The organism is Pseudomonas fluorescens NCIMB 11764 (assembly GCF_000293885.2).
Lineage (GTDB): Bacteria > Pseudomonadota > Gammaproteobacteria > Pseudomonadales > Pseudomonadaceae > Aquipseudomonas > Aquipseudomonas fluorescens_B.
Genome location: NZ_CP010945.1, coordinates 4,169,561 through 4,189,503, shown reverse-complemented (window position 1 = coordinate 4,189,503; position 19,943 = coordinate 4,169,561). Strand labels below are relative to the sequence as shown.

Here is a 19,943-nt window from a genome sequence, read left to right as displayed (position 1 = left end):
GAAGGTGGGTTCAAAGGATGAAGTGATCGAGTTGATAGGGACTGCCTGGTCTCGCTGACGCTGGGAGATCGCGCCGACCCTATCGGCCGGAGAAACGCAGTCGCGAGAGCTGCCGCAAATCCCCCGCGACGTAATAGTCATGGGTCCAGCTGTCATCCGCCGTCAGCGGATGGACCTGCTTCAGCGCAAGCTTCCTGGCGAAATAGCGAAAGCGGTAATGCTCGTAGAACCGCAGCAACTCCAAACCGTAACGATCAGCCAGGTCGGTATCGCCACGAACGATCAGGTAGTTTTCGTCGTTGCCATTGCTGGCCGCAGCACTGAGGTTGTGGCTGCCGCTGATGATCGTCGGCGCGTCGCTGGTGAAGTCGGTGACCACGGCTTTGGTGTGCACCAGCAGGTTACCCTTCTGGCCTTTCATGTTCTCGCGAAGCCAGCCTTCCAGCCCGGTGTTGAGCAGCGCGGTAGCGGCGAACTCGGCGCTGCGGTCGGCGTGGAAACCGGTAATGCGGCTGGCGGTGTTTTGCAGGCCGTAACGCAAAATGTCGTCGTGGGGCTGGCCGAGCAAGGCGTTGAGGATGTCGTCGGGCAACGCGAACGCAGTGACGAACAACACGTCCTTTTTCGCGGCGGTGATGATCTCGACGAACTCACGCAAATCGCCTTGACCCGAGCGTGGGGAGAAGCCGGCGAACAACGGCTGCTGTGGGCCCATCGGGTTGTGTTGCGTGATCCATTGCCGGGTGGCGCCGACGTCGGCCGGTGTCGCCCAGACCTGCTCGAAGGTCCGCAGATAACTGGCGCTGACGCTGGCATCGTCCAGCACATGCACCACGTTCGCCTGGCGATAAACGCCATTGGGTGTGAAATTGGTGCTGCCACAGAGCACCGCTTCGGGCTGAAGCTGCCCGGCTGCATCGACCCGGCTCAGCACCATGAATTTGTTGTGGAAGATGTTGTGGGTGATTCGCCCGCGCTTGTTGGCCGCCGGGATTTTTTCCAGGCTGGCTTCGTTGATGGCGGTGTCGTCATCGTCGGGTTGCGCGTGATACAGAACACGAACCCGCACGCCTCGCTCGAACGCCGCGTTGACGGCATCGACGATCACCTGCAACTCGTACTCGTAAATGGCGATGTCCAGCGCCCACCGATCATCCACCGCCCGCTCGATGAATCCCAGCAAGCGCCCGAGCAGACCATTTTCCAGCCATTGCCGAGGGGCGTCGGGCCAGGCCTCGATGGGCAGGTTTTTGTTGGCACTGATCAGTGCGTCAAGGTCGGGAAACTTGCGCTGGAACGCCTGACTGGCGGCCACCGCGCGGTTGAAGATGACACTTTGATGCTGCGGCAGGCCATTGTCGGACGTGACGGTCACTTCCAGGAACTCGCCCAGCTGCGGTGCGTCAGCGCTGCCGTACGCCAGGTGAATCCGGTAATGGATCGTCATGCCCGGATTGACCGCGTAATCGGCCCAGCGAAATTTCTGCAACGGCGCGAGATCGCTCGGGGTGGCGTGAAACTGCGGGAACGTATGAGTCTTGCCGGGAAACGTCAGGCTGTTGAACAGGAACAACCAGGGCTTGCTGCCCTGCTGTTTTTCGATGGCAAAACCCAGCAAGCCTGTGCGACGGGATTCGGCCAGGTCCATGGCCAGCAGCACGCCGTTGGTGCCGGCGTAGGCCTTGACGCGAAAATCGTCCTGACTGTTTGTGGCGAGAACACGCATGCTTCACTCCTGTGAATGGCGGCGTTCAGAGCATAGGACAGCGCTGCGCATTGGTCGGGATTATCCGATACCGAGGCGACCCTATCGCGAGCAGGCTCGCTCCCCCAGAGATCTGCGGTGTTCACCGATCCCCTGTGGCGGCAACACAATACTCAGCCTGAAAGCAAATCGTCGATATGCCGATAATCTGCCTGCAACTCTGCCGCCAACTGCTGCGCCCGCCCCAACCGAATCGGCCCGCGCTCAATGTCGATCAAAAGCCCTGGGCACTCTAGCGCCGGCAACCCCGACCAATCCTTCAACCGCCCATCCGTCACCAGCAACCACCGCTGCTGTTCCGCCGGAAAGCGTTTTTGCCGTGCCGCGAGCCATCGCCCCGCCTCGCCGAGCGCCGCCAGCAACGGCGTGCCACCGCCCGCGCCGAGGCCATCGAGCCAACCGTGTAAACCGCTGGAAGCTCTTAACCCCTGCACTTGCCACGTGGGTGCATGACCGCTGGCCGTCAACAACGCCAGTCGCGCGCGCTGGCGGTAAGCGTCGTCGAACAGTTGTGCCAGCAAACCCTTGGCATCGCTCAATGCCTGGTGGCGGCGTGTCGAGGCCGAGGCGTCGACGATCACCAGCCACAACTCGTGGGGCGAACGGGTGCGCACATGAAACAGCACATCCTGGCGTTGTCGAGGGCGGCCATTGAGCAAGGTGCCGGGCCAGTTGATCGAGCCGCTGTGCGCAGCCTGACGCTTGCCCTGTTTGCCGTTGGCCAGCGGTCCGGCGCGGGGTCTGGCATTCGCCCCCGCATCAGATCGAGGGCGAATGCCTAGGGCTTTTTTGGCCAGCTCGGCACGTCGCGTCGGGCACCGATCGGCAGCGCCTGGGCAGGCATTTCGCCCCACTGGCCCTGGCCTTCACTCGGGCTGGAATGTTGTGGTGAGGGTTGCTGGGCCTGCTGCGGCGCTGGTGGCTGCGATTGTTCGCGACGACGGTGACGCAAGGCAAATTCGGCCACCGCGTCGATATCGTCTTCGGCAATGGCGCTCGCCCCCCGCCACGCCGAATGGGCGCGGGCGGCGCGCAGCCAGACCAGATCGGCGCGCAGGCCATCGACACCGGCGGCGAAACAACGCTCGGTAATCTGTGCCAGCGCTTCATCGTCGAGGGGGATGCTCGCCAGCGTGCGGCGCGCGCGCTCACAACGTTCACGCAGCGACTGCTGCTGGCTCTCCCATTCGGCGCAGAACCGTTGCGGATCGCTGTCGAAATCCAGACGCCGGCGGATGATCTGGCCCCGTTGGGCCGGTGCGGTATGGCCACCGAGCGCCACGTTCAAGCCAAAGCGGTCGAGCAATTGCGGCCGCAGCTCACCCTCTTCCGGGTTCATCGTGCCAATCAGCACGAACTTCGCTGAATGCCGATGGGAAATGCCATCGCGCTCGATCAGGTTGGTGCCGCTGGCGGCGACGTCAAGCAGCAGGTCCACAAGGTGATCGGGCAGCAGATTGACTTCATCGACGTACAGCACTCCGCCGTCAGCCTTGGCCAACACGCCGGGAGAGAACTGTGCGCGACCTTCGCTCAGGGCTGCGTCGAGGTCGAGGGTGCCGACCAGGCGTTCTTCCGTGGCACCGAGCGGCAAGGTGACGAATTGGCCGCTGGCGAGCAGGTCCGCGAGACCGCGGGCCAGGGTGGATTTAGCCATGCCACGCGGACCTTCGATCAGCACGCCGCCGATTTTCGGGTCGATGGCGGTGAGGTACAGGGCAAGTTTCAAGTCGTCGGCGCCGACCACGGCGGAGAGCGGGAAATGCGGGGTGTCGGTCATCTTCAATACTCGGTCATGGTCGGCTATGTTTTGTGGCGAGGGCGCTTGCTCCCGCTCGGCTGCAAAGCAGTCGTAAAACCTGAGAATGCGCTGTGCCTGACAGACTGTGCTTTCAGGTGTTGGGACTGCTGCGCAGCCCGCCGGGAGCAAGCTCCCTCGCCACAGGGTTCACGGTTTGCATCAAGTGTCTTCTTCTATGTCCAGCAACACATTCTCCAGCGCCTCGCGGTATGTGCCCGGCTCTTTCCACATCCCGCGCTGCTGTGCTTCCAGCATGCGTTCGGTCATGTCACGCAAGGCATGCGGATTATGCTCACGGACAAAATCCCGCGTCGCCGGGTCCAGCAAATAAGCATCGGCCAGCAACGCGTACTGGTGATCGTCAATCAGCTGCGTCGTCGCGTCGAAGGCAAACAGGTTATCGACCGTCGCCGCCAATTCAAACGCGCCTTTGTAGCCGTGACGCTTCACGCCGTCGATCCACTTCGGGTTGGCCGCCCGCGAGCGGATCACCCGATTCAGTTCTTCCTTCAACGTGCGAATCTTCGGCAAGTCCGGCTGGCTGTGATCGCCATGGTAACTGGCCGCCGCTTCGCCGCTCAGGCTTTCCACGGCGGCGAGCATGCCGCCCTGGAACTGGTAATAGTCGTTGGAATCGAGCAAGTCATGCTCACGGTTGTCCTGGTTTTGCAGCACGGCCTGAACCTGGCTCAGGCGTTGAGCGAACTGGTCGCGGGCGGCAGTGCCTTCGTCGGAACCGCCGTAAGCATAACCGCCCCAGTTCAGGTACACCTCGGCCAGGTCATCGCGGCTTTGCCACAACCGACCGTCGATGGCGCCTTGCACACCCGCGCCGTAGGCACCGGGTTTCGCGCCGAAGATGCGCCAACTGGCCTGACGCCTGGCCGCCTCCTCATCGAGCCCTGATTGCAGCAGCGTTTCACGCTCGGCGCGGACCTTGGCAGCCAATGGATTAAGATCCTCCGGCTCATTCAGCGCGGCGACCGCTTGCACAGCGGCGTCGAACAGACGGATCAGATTGGCAAACGCATCACGGAAGAAACCGGACACACGCAAGGTCACGTCGACCCGCGGACGGTCCAGCAAGCTCAGCGGCAGAATCTCGAAATCATCGACGCGCTGACTGCCCGTCGCCCAGACCGGGCGCACGCCCATCAGCGCCATGGCTTGGGCGATGTCATCGCCGCCGGTGCGCATGGTCGCAGTGCCCCAGACCGACAGGCCGAGCTGACGCAGGTGATCACCGTGATCCTGCAAGTGCCGCTCAAGAATCAGGTTCGCCGACTGGAAACCGATGCGCCACGCCGTGGTGGTCGGCAGGTTGCGCACGTCCACTGAATAGAAATTGCGCCCGGTCGGCAGCACATCCAGGCGACCGCGACTCGGCGCACCGCTAGGGCCGGCCGGAACAAAACGACCGCCGAGGGCGTCGAGCAGACCGCGCATTTCAGCCGGGCCGCAGGCGTCGAGTCGAGGTGCGACCACTTCGTGCAGGTTGTCGAGGATGGCGTTGACCTCATCCCAACCCGCCTTCTTGGTGAACGGGCTTGTGTGGCGAGGAAGCTTGCTCCCGCTGGACTGCGCAGCAGTCTCATTTTTTGGGTCCGCTTCGCGAACCAACGGGAGCAAGCTCCCTCGCCACAGAGGCTCGTTCTCGCGGGGTTCGGGGTCGGTATTCAGGGTGTGCTCGATCAGTTGCGCGGCGAACAGTTCCAGGCGTTCGCGGGTATCGCCTGCCGTACGCCAAAGTTCATCGCTGATCGCTGACAAGGCATCCGGCCGAGGCCCGGCCCACGGCTCTGCCAATGCACAATCCAGCGGATCGAAACCCAACTCGAAAGCCTTGGCCAACGCCCGCAACAGACTTGATTGCGCCCCACGACCATCGCCACGAGGAATGCGCAACAACGCCAACAACGTATCAATGCGCAAACGCCCGGAAGGCGATTCGCCAAAGATGTGCAGGCCGTCACGGATCTGCGACTCCTTCAAATCGCACAGGTAGGTGTCGAGGCGCGGCAACCAGATTGCCGCGTCAGCATCGCTGTCGAGCTTCTCGTCCAGCTGCAGCTCGCGGTCGATGTGCGTGTCGCGCACCAGTTGCAGGATGTCGCGCTGCAATTCGCGGGCGCGACGCGGATCCAGCAATTGCGCTTCGTAATATTCGTCGGCCAGCAACTCAAGGTTGCGCAGCGGGCCGTAGGTCTCGGCACGGGTCAGCGGTGGCATCAGGTGATCGATGATCACCGCTTGTGTGCGACGCTTGGCCTGGGCGCCCTCGCCCGGATCGTTGACGATAAACGGGTAGATGTTCGGCAGCGGCCCGAGCAACGCGTCCGGCCAGCAGTTCTCCGACAGCCCCACGCCTTTGCCCGGCAGCCATTCGAGGTTGCCGTGCTTGCCGACGTGGATCACGCCGTGAGCGCCATAGGTGTTGCGCAACCAGAAATAGAACGCCAGGTAGCCGTGGGGCGGCACCAGGTCCGGGTCGTGATAGACCGCGCTCGGATCGACCTGATAACCGCGCGCCGGTTGAATGCCGATGAAGGTCAGGCCTAAACGCAGCCCGGCGATCATCATCCGTCCGCCGCGGAACATCGGATCGCTTTCGGGCGTGCCCCAGCGTTCCAGCACGGCCTGGCGATTGGCCTCGGGCAAGGCGTCGAACATCGAGTTGTAGTCGTCCAGCGCCAGGCTTTGATGACACGGACGCTGGTCGAGGGTATCGAGATCGTTGCTGACACCGCCGAGCAATTGCTGGATCAACGCGGTGCCGCTGTCCGGCAATTCAACAGGCAGCGGATAACCTTGTGCGTGCAACGCACGGAGGATATTCAATGCGGCAGCAGGTGTATCGAGGCCGACGCCATTGCCAATGCGCCCGTCACGGGTCGGGTAATTGGCGAGGATCAGGGCGATGCGTTTTTCGCTGTTCGGCACCCGCGCCAGATCGATCCAGCGCCGCGCCAGTTCGGCGACAAAATCCATGCGCTCCGGTTGTGGCCGGTAGCACACCACATCGGACTGACTGCGCTCGCTGCGCCACGCCAGGTCCTTGAAGCTGATCGGGCGGCTGATGATCCGTCCGTCCAGTTCCGGCAGCGCGATGTGCATCGCCAGATCCCGCGGGCCGAGGCCCTGTTCGCTGGCCCGCCAACCGGGTTCGTTGTCCTGGGCGCAGATCGCCTGGATCACCGGGATGTTGCGGCGAAACGGTCGCAAGTGCGGGGCTTCGGGGCTGGACTGGGCGAAACCGGTGGTGTTGAGAATCACCCCTGCTTCGACTTCATCCAGCCAGTCCTCGACCACCGTCAGGCAGCCGGACTCCTTCAAACTGGCCACGGCAATCGGCAAGGGGTTTAACCCCGCCGCTTGCAAACGCTGGCAGAAAATATCAATGAACGCAGTGTTCGCCGCCTGCAAATGCGAGCGGTAAAACAGCACCGCTGCCACCGGCTGACCGGTTTGCCAGTCAGTCTGCCAATCACTCAATGTGGCGGGGCTTTTTTGCGGGTGGTAGATCGCCGTACGCGGCAGGGTTTGTGGCTCGGCCCACGCATAGTCGCGGTCCAGCCAGCGATTGGCCAGGCAGCGAAACAGATCGAGGGCGTTGGCCATGCCGCCCTGGCGCAGGTAATGCCAGAGTCGATCACGGTCCTCAGGTTTCACCGTGCTCAGGTCGCTGAGTTCCGGGTCCGGGCGATCATCGCCGGGCACCAGAATCAGCTGCACGCCGCGCTGCGAAAGCTCGACCAGACGCTCGACGCCGTAACGCCAATAGGCAATGCCGCCGTGCAACGAAATCAGAATCACCTTGGCGTGGCGCAGTACTTCATCGACATACAAGTCGACCGAGGCGTGGTTCTGCACCTGCATCGGGTTGGCCAGACGCACACTCGGGTAATCGTCCGGTAACTGCTGCGCCGCTTCGGCGAGCAACGCCAGGCTGGAATCGCCGCTGCACAGGATCACCAGCTCGGCGGGGGTTTGTCCAAGGTCGGCAATGTTGTCGTCCGACACGAAACCGCCGGGCTGGGTCCTGAGCAGGTGCATGGGTTAAACGCTGAGCGCAGCGCGCAATTGCGCTTCGAGTTGCCCGGCGTCCAGCTCCTGACCGATCAACACCAGACGCGTGGTGCGCGCTTCGTCGGCGCCCCACTGACGGTCGAAGTGCTTGTCGAAACGCGTGCCCACGCCCTGGATCAGCAGACGCATCGGTTTGTTCGGGATGGCGGCGAAACCCTTGACCCGCAGGATGCCGTGCTTGACCACCAGTTGGGTCAGCGCGTCCATCAGCAGGCTTTCGTCGGCTTGTGGCAGCTCGATGGAAATGGAGTCGAACGCGTCGTGATCGTGATCATCTTCGCCTTCATGGTGGTGATCATGATGGCTGTGACGGCCGTCGATGTGCTCTTCGGAACCGGCGCCGAGGCCGATCAGCACCTCCAGTGGCAGGCGACCGCTGCTGGCTTCGATGACTTTCACCGCGGGCGGCAGTTCTTCGGCGACTTCAAGGCGCACGCGAGCCAGGTCTTCGGGGCTGATCAGGTCGGCCTTGTTGAGAATCACCAGGTCGGCGCTGGCCAGTTGGTCGGCGAACAACTCGTGCAGGGGCGATTCGTGGTCCAGGTTCGGGTCGAGTTTACGCTGGGCGTCGACCTGGTCCGGGAAGGCCGCGAACGTGCCGGCGGCAACGGCCGGGCTATCAACGACGGTGATCACCGCGTCAACCGTGCAGGCGCTGCGGATTTCCGGCCACTGGAAGGCTTGCACCAAAGGCTTTGGCAGGGCCAGGCCGGAGGTTTCGATCAGGATGTGGTCGAGGTCGCCGCGACGGGCAACCAGTTCGCGCATCACCGGGAAGAATTCTTCCTGGACGGTGCAGCACAGGCAGCCGTTGGCCAGCTCATAGACCCGGCCGTTGGCTTCTTCTTCGGTGCAACCGATCGAGCATTGCTTGAGGATTTCGCCGTCGATGCCCAGTTCGCCGAACTCGTTGACGATCACCGCGATGCGGCGGCCCTGAGCGTTGTCGAGCATGTGCCGCAGCAAAGTGGTTTTGCCCGAGCCGAGGAAGCCGGTAACGATGGTGACGGGGAGTTTGGCCAGTGTTTTCATCGGATGCCCTTTGGCAAGGTGGCGGGCATACGGGACGACGACCGCGGCTGCACAGGCAGGCGCGCGGAAGATTTCGCCACCGGATCACCCCGCCCGGTTGTAGTGAGAATTCGTGTCGAGGCAGGTCTCCTGGCTGACGGTGTGCCTGTCGCTAGACTGGCGTTGGCTGCGCCTTCCCGCGGGCTCCAGGGCTGGAGCGTGCAGTGGCGTGGCAGCGAACATCACCGTTCACAGTTGCGGGGGCAGCCGCGGCATCGACCGCGTTCCCTTCTTAGCTTCGGCAAACGCCGAAGAACCTCGAAAGCGCAAGGCTACGCATGGTGCGTGGGCGGGTCAATGTCCGTCAGTTGATTGCAATCCCCTGTGGCGAGGGGATTTATCCCCGTTGGGCTGCGAAGCGGCCCCCTGCATTCCTTCAGGGCCCCGCAAGCAGGTTTTGCGACGGCTTCGCCGCCGAACGGGGATAAATCCCCTCGCCACAGGTAACACTCCTTGCCCTTGCCCCCGAGTTGAGAACCCTTGCCAATTGACGCCCAACCCCCGCCCATGCTCTCCTACACGCCTTGTTACGGGTGCCCTTCACAGGGTGAAACGGGAAACCGGTGAATCATGTGCTTTACTCAAAGCCATGTCAGTCCGGTGCTGCCCCCGCAACGGTAAGCGAGCGAAGCGTCAGATCCACTGTGCCAGCAGTTCGGCATGGGAAGGTGACGCTTGCAGGTTTCGGCTGATGCCAAAGCCCCTCGCGAGCCCGGAGACCGGCCCGCAACACAAAGTGACGATTACGTTCACTGAATAACAAACCCGCGGTGGGCGGGCGCTGTTTGAACCTCTGCGAGCCCGATTCGCAGGGGTCTTCCATGCGCTCTATTCACCCGCTGACAGACCAGAGGGAAGCGCCATGTCGATCATCAGCAGCACCGGCAGCAACACCGATAAGAGCACCGCCAGCACCACCACGACCCTGACCCAACGCCTGACCGCTGCCGTATGCGCATCGATCCTTGGCGCGTGCCTCGTGTATTTTGCCGGTTTCTCGCACATCGAAGCCGTGCACAATGCCGCGCACGATACCCGTCACAGCTCCGCCTTCCCGTGCCATTGAGACCTGTCGACATGATCAAGCGTATCGCGCAAACCGCAGGCTTCACCGGGCTGCTGGCCGCCCTGTTGCTGACCCTGCTGCAAAGCTTCTGGGTCGCACCGCTGATTTTGCAGGCCGAGACTTACGAACAATCCGAGCCGGCCGCTGTTGAAGTTCATGAGCACGCCGCTGGCACCGCCGCTCACGCCCACGATGCCGAAGCCTGGGAACCGGAAGACGGCTGGCAGCGCGTGCTGTCGACGACCGGCGGCAACCTGGTGGTAGCCGTAGGTTTCGCCCTGATGCTCGCCGGCCTCTACACCTTGCGTGCGCCGACCAAAACCTCCCAGGGCCTGCTCTGGGGCCTGGCCGGTTACGCGACGTTTGTACTGGCGCCGACACTCGGCCTGCCACCGGAACTGCCGGGCACTGCCGCGGCGGACCTGGCACAACGGCAAATCTGGTGGATCGGCACGGCAGCGTCGACCGCCGTCGGCATCGCGCTGATCGTGTTCAGCCGTCACTGGCTGATGAAGGTACTGGGCGTAGCGATTCTCGCCGTTCCCCACGTCATTGGCGCCCCGCAACCGGAAGTGCACTCGATGCTCGCGCCGGAAGCCCTGGAAGCCCAGTTCAAAATCGCTTCGCAGCTGACCAACGTGGCGTTCTGGCTGGCCCTGGGCCTGATCAGTGCCTGGTTGTTCCGCCGCAAAAGCGATGGCCAATACCACGCATGACGCAGACCAGCACAGCGCCGACTTTAGTGGTCGGCCTGGGCTGCCAGCGCGGCTGCCCTGTCAGCACGCTGCGGGCGTTACTCGATCAGGCGTTACAGGCGCATCAAATCGGACTTCACCAGATCAAGGCCCTGGCCAGCATCGACCTGAAGCGCGACGAACCTGGCCTGATCGAGCTCGCCGCACAACTCGCGCTGCCCTTGATGTATTTCAGCAGTGAGCAACTGGCCGGTTATCAACCACAACTCAGCCACCGCTCGGACATCGCTTTTGAGCGCACTGGCTGCTATGGCGTAGCCGAAAGCGCCGCCCTCGCCCTCGCTGAACAACTGGCTCAGGCACCGGCAAAACTGCTGATCTCGCGACAAAAATACGCCCAGGCCACCCTGGCATTGGCGTGCGCCGCGTAAAATCCTCGATAATCCCCGCCTTCGATCATGAGCAATCTTCATCTGAAGCCTTGCCCAGGCCCTTTTTCTGACAGGAAACGACGATGACCGTCTACTTCATTGGCGCAGGTCCCGGCGACCCGGAACTGATCACCGTCAAAGGCCAGAGGCTGATCCGCAGTTGCCCGGTGATCATCTACGCCGGCTCCCTGGTGCCTGCCGCCGTACTGGAAGGCCATAATGCCGAACAGGTGGTCAACAGCGCCGAACTGCACCTGGAACAGATCATCGAACTGATCAAGACCGCCCATGCCAATGGCCAGGATGTGGCGCGGGTGCATTCTGGCGACCCAAGCCTTTATGGCGCGATCGGCGAACAGATTCGCTACCTGCGTGAGCTCGATATTCCGTTTGAAATCATTCCTGGTGTCACGGCCACGGCGGCCTGTGCAGCGCTTTTGGGTGCGGAGCTAACGTTGCCGGACGTGTCACAGAGCGTGATCCTGACTCGATACGCCGACAAGACGGCGATGCCCGCGGGTGAAGAGCTCGGCAGTCTGGCGCAACATGGGGCGACCATGGCGATCCATCTTGGGGTCAATCATCTGGAGAAAATCCTGGTTGAATTGCTGCCGCATTACGGCGCGGACTGTCCGATTGCGGTAATTCACCGGGCGACCTGGCCGGACCAGGACTGGGTGGTGGGGACGATTGCGGACATTGCCGGGAAGGTTGAGGCGAAGGGGTTTCGGCGTACAGCGCTGATTCTGGTGGGCCGGGTGTTGGGTAGCGATCACTTCAGTGAGTCATCGCTTTACCGGGCCGGACATGCACATTTGTATCGACCATAAAGCGAAATGTGGCGAGGGAGCTTGCTCCCGCTGGACCGCGAAGCGGTCCCAACATCAGTCAACGCATTCATCACGGGAAAATGCGCCAACTGCTTTGCGATTGCTTCGCAATCGAGCGGGAGCAAGCTCCCTCGCCACAGTGCCGTTATTTGTTTCGGCAGCGAACACCTTAGTAGTAGGCGTTTTCTTTCTGCGTATGGTCGGTCACGTCACGCACACCCTTGAGCTCGGGAACGCGCTCGAGCAAGGTGCGCTCGATGCCTTCGCGAAGGGTGACGTCTGCCTGGCCGCAGCCCTGGCAACCGCCGCCGAACTTCAACACGGCGATGCCGTCGTCGACCACATCGATCAGGCTGACCTGACCGCCGTGGCTGGCGAGCCCCGGGTTGATCTCGGTTTGCAGGTAATAGTTGATGCGCTCGTTGACCGGGCTGTCGGCATTGACCATCGGGACTTTGGCGTTTGGCGCCTTGATGGTCAGCTGGCCGCCCATGCGGTCGGTGGCGTAGTCGACAACCGCGTCGTCCAGGAATGCTTCGCTGAACGAGTCGATGTAAGCGGTGAAGCTCTTCAGCCCCAGCGCAGTGTCTTCGGGTTTTTCTTCGCCCGGCTTGCAGTAGGCAATGCAGGTCTCGGCGTACTGGGTGCCAGGCTGTGTGATAAAGACGCGGATGCCGATGCCCGGGGTGTTCTGCTTGGAGAGCAGATCAGCCAGGTAATCGTGGGCGGCGTCGGTGATGGTAATAGCGGTCATGGAAACTCCTCGCAGGCTTGGGCGCAGTTTACGCCAATCATCGCGCCGTACAAAGTCCTAGTATTTTTGTCGGGAAAGCGCCGGTTCGCCCCGATCAGACGTTTCGCCGTCAATCCTCGCTTTAAGCCACCGATAGCTGCTTTTTTCCACCCATTCGTAACTTGCCCACGACGCCAGGCCAATGGTCGCGACGCAAACGGCGAACATCACGTAGGGGTTTACGCCATAACGCTGTGCGACAAATCCTCCGGCAGACAGCACCAACACGTGCATCAGGTACACCGAGTAGGAACAATCGCCGAGCAGTTTGAACACCCGACTGTTCGCGAAAAAGCGCTCCAGCGCCATGCACGCCATCACCAGCAATGCGCTCGGCAGGCCCCAGGCAAAAAACCGCGGCTGCGGCGCCAGGTAATAAATCGCCAGCAGCGCAGCGCCAATCCCCAGCAATGGCAGCCATAGCGCGGGCTTGATCCAACCACGGCGGTAGATCATGCCGATGGCAATCCCCAGCAGAAACTCATAAACGATGTCCGAGCGGTAAAACTCGCTGATCCAGCCATAGCCAGTCCACGCCTGACACACCGCAAACAGCAGCGCCGCGACGATCAGCAACCGCGCCTGCAAACGGAACAGCAACGCCCAGGCAAACAGCAGGTAGAAGAGCATTTCGTAGTTAAGGGTCCAGCCGACATTGAGCGTCGGATATATCCCGTAACCGCCGGGGTTTTCCGTAGGAATGAACAGCAACGACAGAAGGAAATGCGACCAGTCGACCGTCTGATCCGGTAGCACCGGTCGTGCGAATACCACCACCAGCGCCATCAGCACCGTGTACAGCCAATACGCCGGCACGATGCGAAATAGCCGATACAGCAGGAACCGCCCCGGCGGCAGCGACTTGCCCTCGGTGGAGAGGAATATCACCAGGCCACTGATAACGAAGAAGACATCGACGCCCACCGCGCCCTTGTCGATGAACATCTGACCGATCGGACCACGGGCCTTGAAGTCGAAGAAAATCTGCATGAAATGGTGGCAAACCACCGTCCAGGCCGCGAGCGCGCGCAGTGCCTGCACTGAAATCAACATTGACCGCCCTCCCGTTCCGTTCCGCCATCCACCGCTCCCACAGGGTTTCTACGGTTCCTTCAGATTGGGACATCAGGCATCTGTCAAAAGTCGATCAAAGATTCTCGTAGCGGTTCATGTCCAGCACGCCCTCTTCCACCGGGTCGGTTTCGTGGACGTACTTGCTCAAGTCATGGAAGTAAAACCAGAACTGCGGATGGCTGCGGCGAATTCCCCAGCGCTCGACGATTTTCTCGAAACGGTTGGCGTCTTTGGCGTTTTCCATCGCTTCTACAAAAGCTGGCACTTGCTCGGCCGGAATATTGAACATGAAGTTCGGGTAACTGCTGAGTACGCCGGGGAAAATGGTGAGCGTGTCGAGCCCCGGTTGATACCGCAGCGATTCCCCCAACAGGAACGCCACATTGCTGTGCGCGCGGTTGCGCAACAGGCTGTAGACCTCGCGCTTGCCGCTCCTGGACTCGATACGCAACATCGTTGCTTCCGGCAGTTGATCGATGACCTTCAGGCCTGCTGCCGGACGCGACACCAGGCGACTCAAGGCCTGCTCGGCGCTCTGTAACGCCGGGTCAATGTTCGGTCGCGAGCAATACGCGCCGTCGCAGCGGTTGATCGGATCGGGATGGGCGTTGAGCTCGCCATAGCGAGCCAGCAACTGCATCGCAAAGTCGCGCTTCGGGTCTTTCTCGTCGAGTTTCAGCGCCGTCGGCTTGTCGTTGTCGATGGCTTCATAGTCCAGCCACATCTTGAATTTGCCGCCGCTCTGGTACCAGTCGTCGAGAAAGTCGTCCCGGGAATCGGCGGGCATCAGACGCAGGAAATTCTGCTCGGCGCCGTTGCGGATCAGGTCGAAATACAGGCGGGTCTGTGCTTGATGGGAGACGTTGCCGAACACGTCGAAGTTGACCGCCAACTGATAATACGTGCGCTCCAACAGTGGAAAATCGAACAACCACATGGTTTGCGGCACGTCACCGATCAGGCCCTTGTTCACCGATGCGCTGTCGAAATGACGGAAGATGGTCAGCAGCGCGTTGTCGTTGCCAGCCCACAAGGTCGACCAGCTCGGCGCCGGCGCATCGGCGTAGCTGTCGCGACGCAGCGCCTCGTACTCGTTGCGCTTGTCGCGGTAGTCATGCCACAGGCTCAGGACACTGCCGACGTCGTCGTTCTGGCCCGGCATCGCCAGCAATGGCGTGGCTTGCCCGCGGTAGTTCGGGTCAGTGATGTAGAGATCGTGTTCCGGCGCCTGGAACAGCGCCCAGAAGTTATCGCGAATCACATCGGTGGCAATCTGGCCGCGGCACACAGGCCCGCGGATAAACGTGCGCACGAAGTACTCGGCGTTATCGAGCATGAACTGATAACGCGCCTGCGCCGGTATCGCTTCGAACGTGGTGAACGGGTTGGCCCGGCGCTCCGGCCCGTAACCCGGCAAGGCGTAGACCTGCCAGTTGCCGCTGTAGAACAGGCTTTTGATCCGCGCCATCTTCGCCGCGCTCAGCGGATAAGTGATGTGGGTCTTCTGCACGATCACGCCCTGCACCGACCGCAAGCGGTAATACACCTGCGTGCCCGGATCGTCATTCGGGCGGCGCGTGTTGATCAGGTCAATCGGCTGGCCGGTCGGTGTGCGCGAACGCACCCACTGAAAGAAATGCCCCGGCTCGCCGTCCTTGAAGTAAAGGTGGGCGAGGAACCAGTGTTCGAACAACCAGCGCCCCACCAGGCTCTGGCGGGCGCCCGGCGAGTTGAGCAGGTTTTCCCATTGCACCACCTGCAAGGCTTCTTTCGTCGACGGCACCAAGCCCTGCTCATCGATCGGCGCGCCCGAGTCCAGCCAGCGTTGCAGGGTCTGGTACTGCTGATCGGTCAAGCCGGTGACCGCCAGCGGCATGCCCTCCTTCGGATGAGCGCTGGCGTAACCGCCGAACTCGGCCGGCATCGCGCATATGTTTTCCCGGTTCAGACCCAGGACGATGTCTTCCGGCAATTTGGCGTTGGGCGCCAGAGGCGTCTTGTGACCCAGTTCCAGCATGCGCGCCATCAATGCGGCCTGGCTGCCCTGGGCGTCGAGCACCGGTTAAAGCCTTTTTGCTGCCAGGCGTGTTGGCCGAACGCGTCATAAAACAACCGGGTCGGTGCGGCAGCCTGGCTGCGTTCGCCGTCGTAGACCGAGACTTTCGACGCGCCGCGCGCAGCACCTTCGCCACTGCCCAGATTGAGCTGACAGGGGGCGTCATTGCAGGCATGGCAGGCCACGCACTTTTCGGTGAAGATCGGTTGGATGTCGCGACTGTAGGAAATGGCAGCAGAAATTGCCGGATCCTGCGCCACGGCGCCCCAGCTTAAAACCAGCAATACACTGCTGATGACGACGCGATACGACATGTCTCTGTTCCCGATCCTTGAAAAAACGCCGCGATTCTACCGAGACAGCGCCCACACCAACATGAACGATATTCATGCAAAAACCGAACATGCTCTAAAAGCGCACAGGTTTGCTATGATTCCGGCCCTTCGTCATGGCCTTTCCGAGTAGTCCAAATGTCCGATCGCAGTATTCGCCTTCAAGCTCTCAAGCACGCCCTTAAAGAGCGCATCCTGATTCTCGATGGCGGTATGGGCACGATGATCCAGAGCTACAAGCTCGAGGAGCAGGATTACCGTGGCAAACGCTTTGCCGACTGGCCGAGCGATGTCAAAGGCAACAACGACCTGTTGGTGCTGACGCGCCCGGACGTGATCGGTGGTATCGAGAAAGCCTACCTGGATGCCGGCGCGGACATTCTGGAAACCAACACCTTCAACGCCACCCGGATTTCCATGGCCGATTACGGCATGGAAGAACTGGCCTACGAACTGAACGTAGAAGGCGCTCGCCTGGCGCGCAAGATCGCCGATGCGAAAACCCTCGAGAACCCGGACAAGCCGCGCTTCGTCGCTGGCGTGCTCGGCCCGACCAGCCGCACCTGCTCGCTGTCGCCAGACGTGAACAACCCCGGTTACCGCAACGTGACCTTCGATGAGCTGGTGGAGAACTACACCGAGGCCACCAAAGGCCTGATCGAAGGCGGCGCCGACCTGATCCTGATCGAAACCATCTTCGACACCCTGAACGCCAAAGCCGCGATCTTCGCCGTGCAAGGGGTGTTCGAAGCGTTGGGCGTCGAACTGCCGATCATGATCTCCGGCACCATCACCGACGCTTCCGGCCGCACCCTGTCGGGCCAGACCACCGAAGCCTTCTGGAACTCCGTGGCCCACGCCAAACCGATTTCCGTCGGCCTGAACTGCGCACTCGGCGCCAGCGAACTGCGCCCGTACCTCGAAGAGCTGTCGAACAAGGCCGGCACCCACGTCTCCGCGCACCCGAACGCCGGCCTGCCGAACGAATTCGGCGAGTACGACGAACTGCCGTCGCAAACGGCCAAGGTCATCGAAGAATTCGCCCAAAGCGGCTTCCTCAACATCGTCGGCGGCTGCTGCGGCACCACGCCGGGCCACATCGAAGCCATTGCCAAAGCCGTCGCCGGTTATGCACCGCGTGAAATCCCGGACATTCCGAAGGCCTGCCGCCTCTCGGGCCTGGAGCCGTTCACCATCGATCGCAGCTCGTTGTTCGTCAACGTTGGTGAGCGCACCAACATCACCGGTTCGGCCAAGTTCGCCCGACTGATCCGTGAAGACAATTACAGCGAAGCCCTGGAAGTCGCCCTGCAGCAGGTTGAAGCCGGCGCGCAGATCATCGACATCAACATGGACGAGGGGATGCTCGATTCGAAGAAGGCCATGGTGACCTTCCTCAATCTGATTGCCGGTGAACCGGACATTTCCCGCGTGCCGATCATGATCGACTCCTCGAAGTGGGAAGTGATCGAAGCCGGCCTGAAGTGCATCCAGGGCAAGGGCATCGTCAACTCGATCAGCATGAAGGAAGGCGTCGAGCAGTTCATTCATCACGCCAAACTGTGCAAGCGCTACGGCGCCGCCGTGGTCGTAATGGCCTTCGACGAAGCCGGCCAGGCCGACACCGAAGCGCGCAAGAAAGAGATCTGCAAACGCTCCTACGACATTCTGGTCAACGAAGTCGGCTTCCCGCCGGAAGACATCATCTTCGACCCGAACATCTTCGCCGTGGCCACCGGTATCGAAGAACACAACAACTACGCCGTGGACTTCATCAACGCCTGTGCCTACATCCGCGACGAACTGCCGTATGCGCTGACCTCGGGTGGCGTGTCCAACGTGTCCTTCTCGTTCCGTGGCAACAACCCGGTGCGTGAGGCGATCCACTCGGTGTTCCTGCTGTATGCGATCCGCAACGGCCTGACCATGGGCATCGTCAACGCCGGCCAGCTGGAGATCTACGACCAGATCCCGGTGGAACTGCGCGACGCCGTCGAAGACGTGATCCTCAACCGCACCCCGGAAGGCACCGACGCCCTCCTCGCCATCGCCGACAAGTACAAGGGCGACGGCAGCGTCAAGGAAGCCGAGACCGAAGAGTGGCGCGGCTGGGACGTCAACAAGCGTCTGGAGCACGCACTGGTCAAGGGCATCACCACGCACATCGTCGAAGACACCGAAGAATCGCGCCAGTCGTTCGCGCGCCCGATCGAGGTAATCGAAGGCCCGCTGATGTCCGGCATGAACATCGTCGGTGACCTGTTCGGCGCCGGCAAAATGTTCCTGCCGCAGGTGGTGAAATCCGCCCGTGTGATGAAGCAGGCCGTGGCCCACTTGATCCCGTTCATCGAACTGGAAAAAGGCGACAAGCCGGAAGCCAAGGGCAAGATCCTCATGGCCACGGTGAAAGGCGACGTGCACGACATCGGCAAGAACATCGTGGGCGTGGTGCTGGGCTGTAACGGCTATGACATCGTCGACCTCGGCGTGATGGTGCCGGCGGAGAAGATCCTGCAAGTGGCCAAGGAGCAGAAATGCGACATCATCGGCCTGTCCGGTCTGATCACGCCTTCGCTGGATGAAATGGTCCACGTGGCCCGCGAGATGCAGCGCCAGGACTTCCACCTGCCGCTGATGATCGGCGGCGCGACCACCTCCAAGGCACACACGGCGGTGAAGATCGAGCCGAAGTACAGCAACGACGCGGTGATTTACGTCACCGACGCCTCCCGCGCCGTCGGTGTGGCGACGCAGTTGCTGTCCAAGGAATTGAAACCGGCGTTCGTCGAGAAGACCCGCCTGGAATACATCGACGTTCGCGAGCGCACCGCCAACCGCAGTGCCCGTACCGAACGCCTGAGCTATGCGGCCGCCATCGCCAAGAAGCCGCAGTTCGACTGGAGCACCTATGCGCCGGTCAAACCGACATTCACCGGCTCTAAAGTGCTGGACAACATCGACCTGAAAGTCCTGGCCGAATACATCGACTGGACGCCGTTCTTCATCTCCTGGGACCTGGCCGGCAAGTTCCCGCGCATCCTCCAGGACGAAGTGGTCGGTGAAGCCGCTACGGCGCTGTACGCCGATGCCCAGGAAATGCTCGCCAAGCTGATCGACGAGAAACTGATCAGCGCCCGTGCGGTGTTCGGTTTCTGGCCAGCCAACCAGGTGCGTGACGACGACATCGAAGTCTACGGCGATGACGGCAAGCCCTTGGCCAAACTGCATCACCTGCGTCAGCAGATCATCAAGACCGACGGCAAGCCGAACTTCTCCCTGGCCGACTTCGTGGCGCCGAAGGACAGTGAAATCACCGACTACGTGGGTGGCTTCATCACCACCGCCGGCATCGGCGCCGAAGAAGTGGCCAAGGCTTATCAGGACGCGGGTGACGATTACAACTCGATCATGGTCAAGGCCTTGGCCGACCGCTTGGCCGAGGCGTGCGCCGAGTGGTTGCACCAACAGGTCCGCAAGGATTATTGGGGTTACGCCAAGGACGAGACGCTCGACAACGAGGCGCTGATCAAAGAGCAATACACCGGCATCCGCCCTGCTCCCGGCTATCCGGCCTGCCCGGATCACACCGAGAAAAGCACCCTGTTCGCCTTGCTCGACCCTGAAGCCAGCGAGATGCAGGCCGGGCGCAGCGGCGTGTTCCTCACCGAGCACTACGCAATGTTCCCGGCGGCGGCGGTCAGCGGCTGGTACTTCGCTCACCCGCAGGCGCAATACTTCGCCGTGGGCAAGGTCGACAAGGATCAGGTGCAGAGCTACACCTCGCGCAAAGGCCAGGTGTTGAGCGTGACCGAACGTTGGTTGGCGCCGAACCTCGGTTACGACAACTAGGATCAGTCTCCCGGCCACAATTCCGTGGCCGGTCGAGAGACCGCTTCCACATTTGCTTTGTGCTGGCCGCGGATTGTCTATGCTTACCCTTCAC

Annotated in this window: 12 protein-coding genes, 1 pseudogene and 2 riboswitches; of the genes and pseudogenes, 5 read left to right on the top strand and 8 right to left on the bottom strand. The window is 61.7% G+C overall.

The window, feature by feature from the left end; genetic code table 11:
- Positions 1-79: 79 nt before the first annotated feature.
- The 5 genes from B723_RS19265 to cobW form a co-directional block, all read right to left on the bottom strand.
- Positions 80-1,726: a phospholipase D-like domain-containing protein gene (locus B723_RS19265; protein ID WP_017339160.1), complete on the bottom strand. Its 1,647-nt coding sequence runs from the start codon at positions 1,724-1,726 to the stop codon at positions 80-82.
- Positions 1,727-1,878: 152 nt separating this feature from the next.
- The gene (locus B723_RS19260; protein ID WP_017339161.1) at positions 1,879-2,619 is read right to left on the bottom strand and encodes a vWA domain-containing protein; all 741 of its coding nucleotides are present in this window, start codon (positions 2,617-2,619) and stop codon (positions 1,879-1,881) included.
- Positions 2,544-3,545, bottom strand: coding sequence for an ATP-binding protein (locus B723_RS19255; protein WP_017339162.1), 1,002 nt, complete (start codon positions 3,543-3,545; stop codon positions 2,544-2,546). The genes B723_RS19260 and B723_RS19255 overlap by 76 nt, the downstream gene beginning before the upstream one ends.
- Positions 3,546-3,725: 180 nt before the next feature.
- The gene (gene cobN / locus B723_RS19250; RefSeq protein ID WP_017339163.1) at positions 3,726-7,619 is read right to left on the bottom strand and encodes a cobaltochelatase subunit CobN; all 3,894 of its coding nucleotides are present in this window, start codon (positions 7,617-7,619) and stop codon (positions 3,726-3,728) included.
- 3 nt (positions 7,620-7,622) lie between these two features.
- A complete protein-coding gene (gene cobW, locus B723_RS19245; protein ID WP_017339164.1) occupies positions 7,623-8,684 on the bottom strand; it encodes a cobalamin biosynthesis protein CobW in 1,062 nt (353 codons plus the stop codon).
- Positions 8,685-8,786: 102 nt separating this feature from the next.
- Positions 8,787-8,999: riboswitch (cobalamin riboswitch) on the bottom strand.
- Between the two features lie 238 nt (positions 9,000-9,237).
- A riboswitch (cobalamin riboswitch) is annotated at positions 9,238-9,465 on the top strand.
- A 120-nt stretch (positions 9,466-9,585) separates the two neighbouring features.
- Between cobW and B723_RS19240 the strand changes: the two genes are divergently transcribed.
- From B723_RS19240 to cobM, 4 genes are all read left to right on the top strand, one after another.
- Entirely contained in the window at positions 9,586-9,789 is a 204-nt protein-coding gene (locus B723_RS19240; RefSeq protein ID WP_017339165.1) for a CbtB domain-containing protein, read from the top strand.
- A gap of 11 nt (positions 9,790-9,800) precedes the next feature.
- Positions 9,801-10,505 carry a CbtA family protein gene (locus B723_RS19235; RefSeq protein ID WP_017339166.1) on the top strand — a complete coding sequence of 235 codons (705 nt, stop codon included), beginning with the start codon at positions 9,801-9,803 and terminating at the stop codon, positions 10,503-10,505.
- Positions 10,502-10,915: a cobalamin biosynthesis protein gene (locus B723_RS19230; RefSeq protein WP_017339167.1), complete on the top strand. Its 414-nt coding sequence runs from the start codon at positions 10,502-10,504 to the stop codon at positions 10,913-10,915. Before B723_RS19235 ends, B723_RS19230 begins: the two co-directional genes overlap by 4 nt.
- Positions 10,916-10,998: 83 nt before the next feature.
- Positions 10,999-11,745 (top strand): precorrin-4 C(11)-methyltransferase, encoded by a 747-nt coding sequence (cobM, locus tag B723_RS19225; protein WP_017339168.1) that lies wholly within the window; start codon positions 10,999-11,001, stop codon positions 11,743-11,745.
- A 169-nt stretch (positions 11,746-11,914) separates the two neighbouring features.
- Here cobM and nfuA read toward each other — a convergent pair whose 3' ends face one another.
- The 3 genes and pseudogenes from nfuA to B723_RS19210 all read right to left on the bottom strand — a co-directional run bounded on the left by nfuA (position 11,915) and on the right by B723_RS19210 (position 15,982).
- Positions 11,915-12,499: a Fe-S biogenesis protein NfuA gene (nfuA, locus tag B723_RS19220; RefSeq protein ID WP_017339169.1), complete on the bottom strand. Its 585-nt coding sequence runs from the start codon at positions 12,497-12,499 to the stop codon at positions 11,915-11,917.
- Positions 12,500-12,556: 57 nt separating this feature from the next.
- Positions 12,557-13,591 (bottom strand): acyltransferase family protein, encoded by a 1,035-nt coding sequence (locus B723_RS19215; protein ID WP_017339170.1) that lies wholly within the window; start codon positions 13,589-13,591, stop codon positions 12,557-12,559.
- Positions 13,592-13,685: 94 nt separating this feature from the next.
- Positions 13,686-15,982 (bottom strand): annotated as a pseudogene (locus B723_RS19210) (fatty acid cis/trans isomerase).
- A 156-nt stretch (positions 15,983-16,138) separates the two neighbouring features.
- Here B723_RS19210 and metH point away from each other — a divergent pair.
- Positions 16,139-19,849 (top strand): methionine synthase, encoded by a 3,711-nt coding sequence (gene metH / locus B723_RS19205; RefSeq protein WP_017339172.1) that lies wholly within the window; start codon positions 16,139-16,141, stop codon positions 19,847-19,849.
- Positions 19,850-19,943 lie beyond the last annotated feature (94 nt).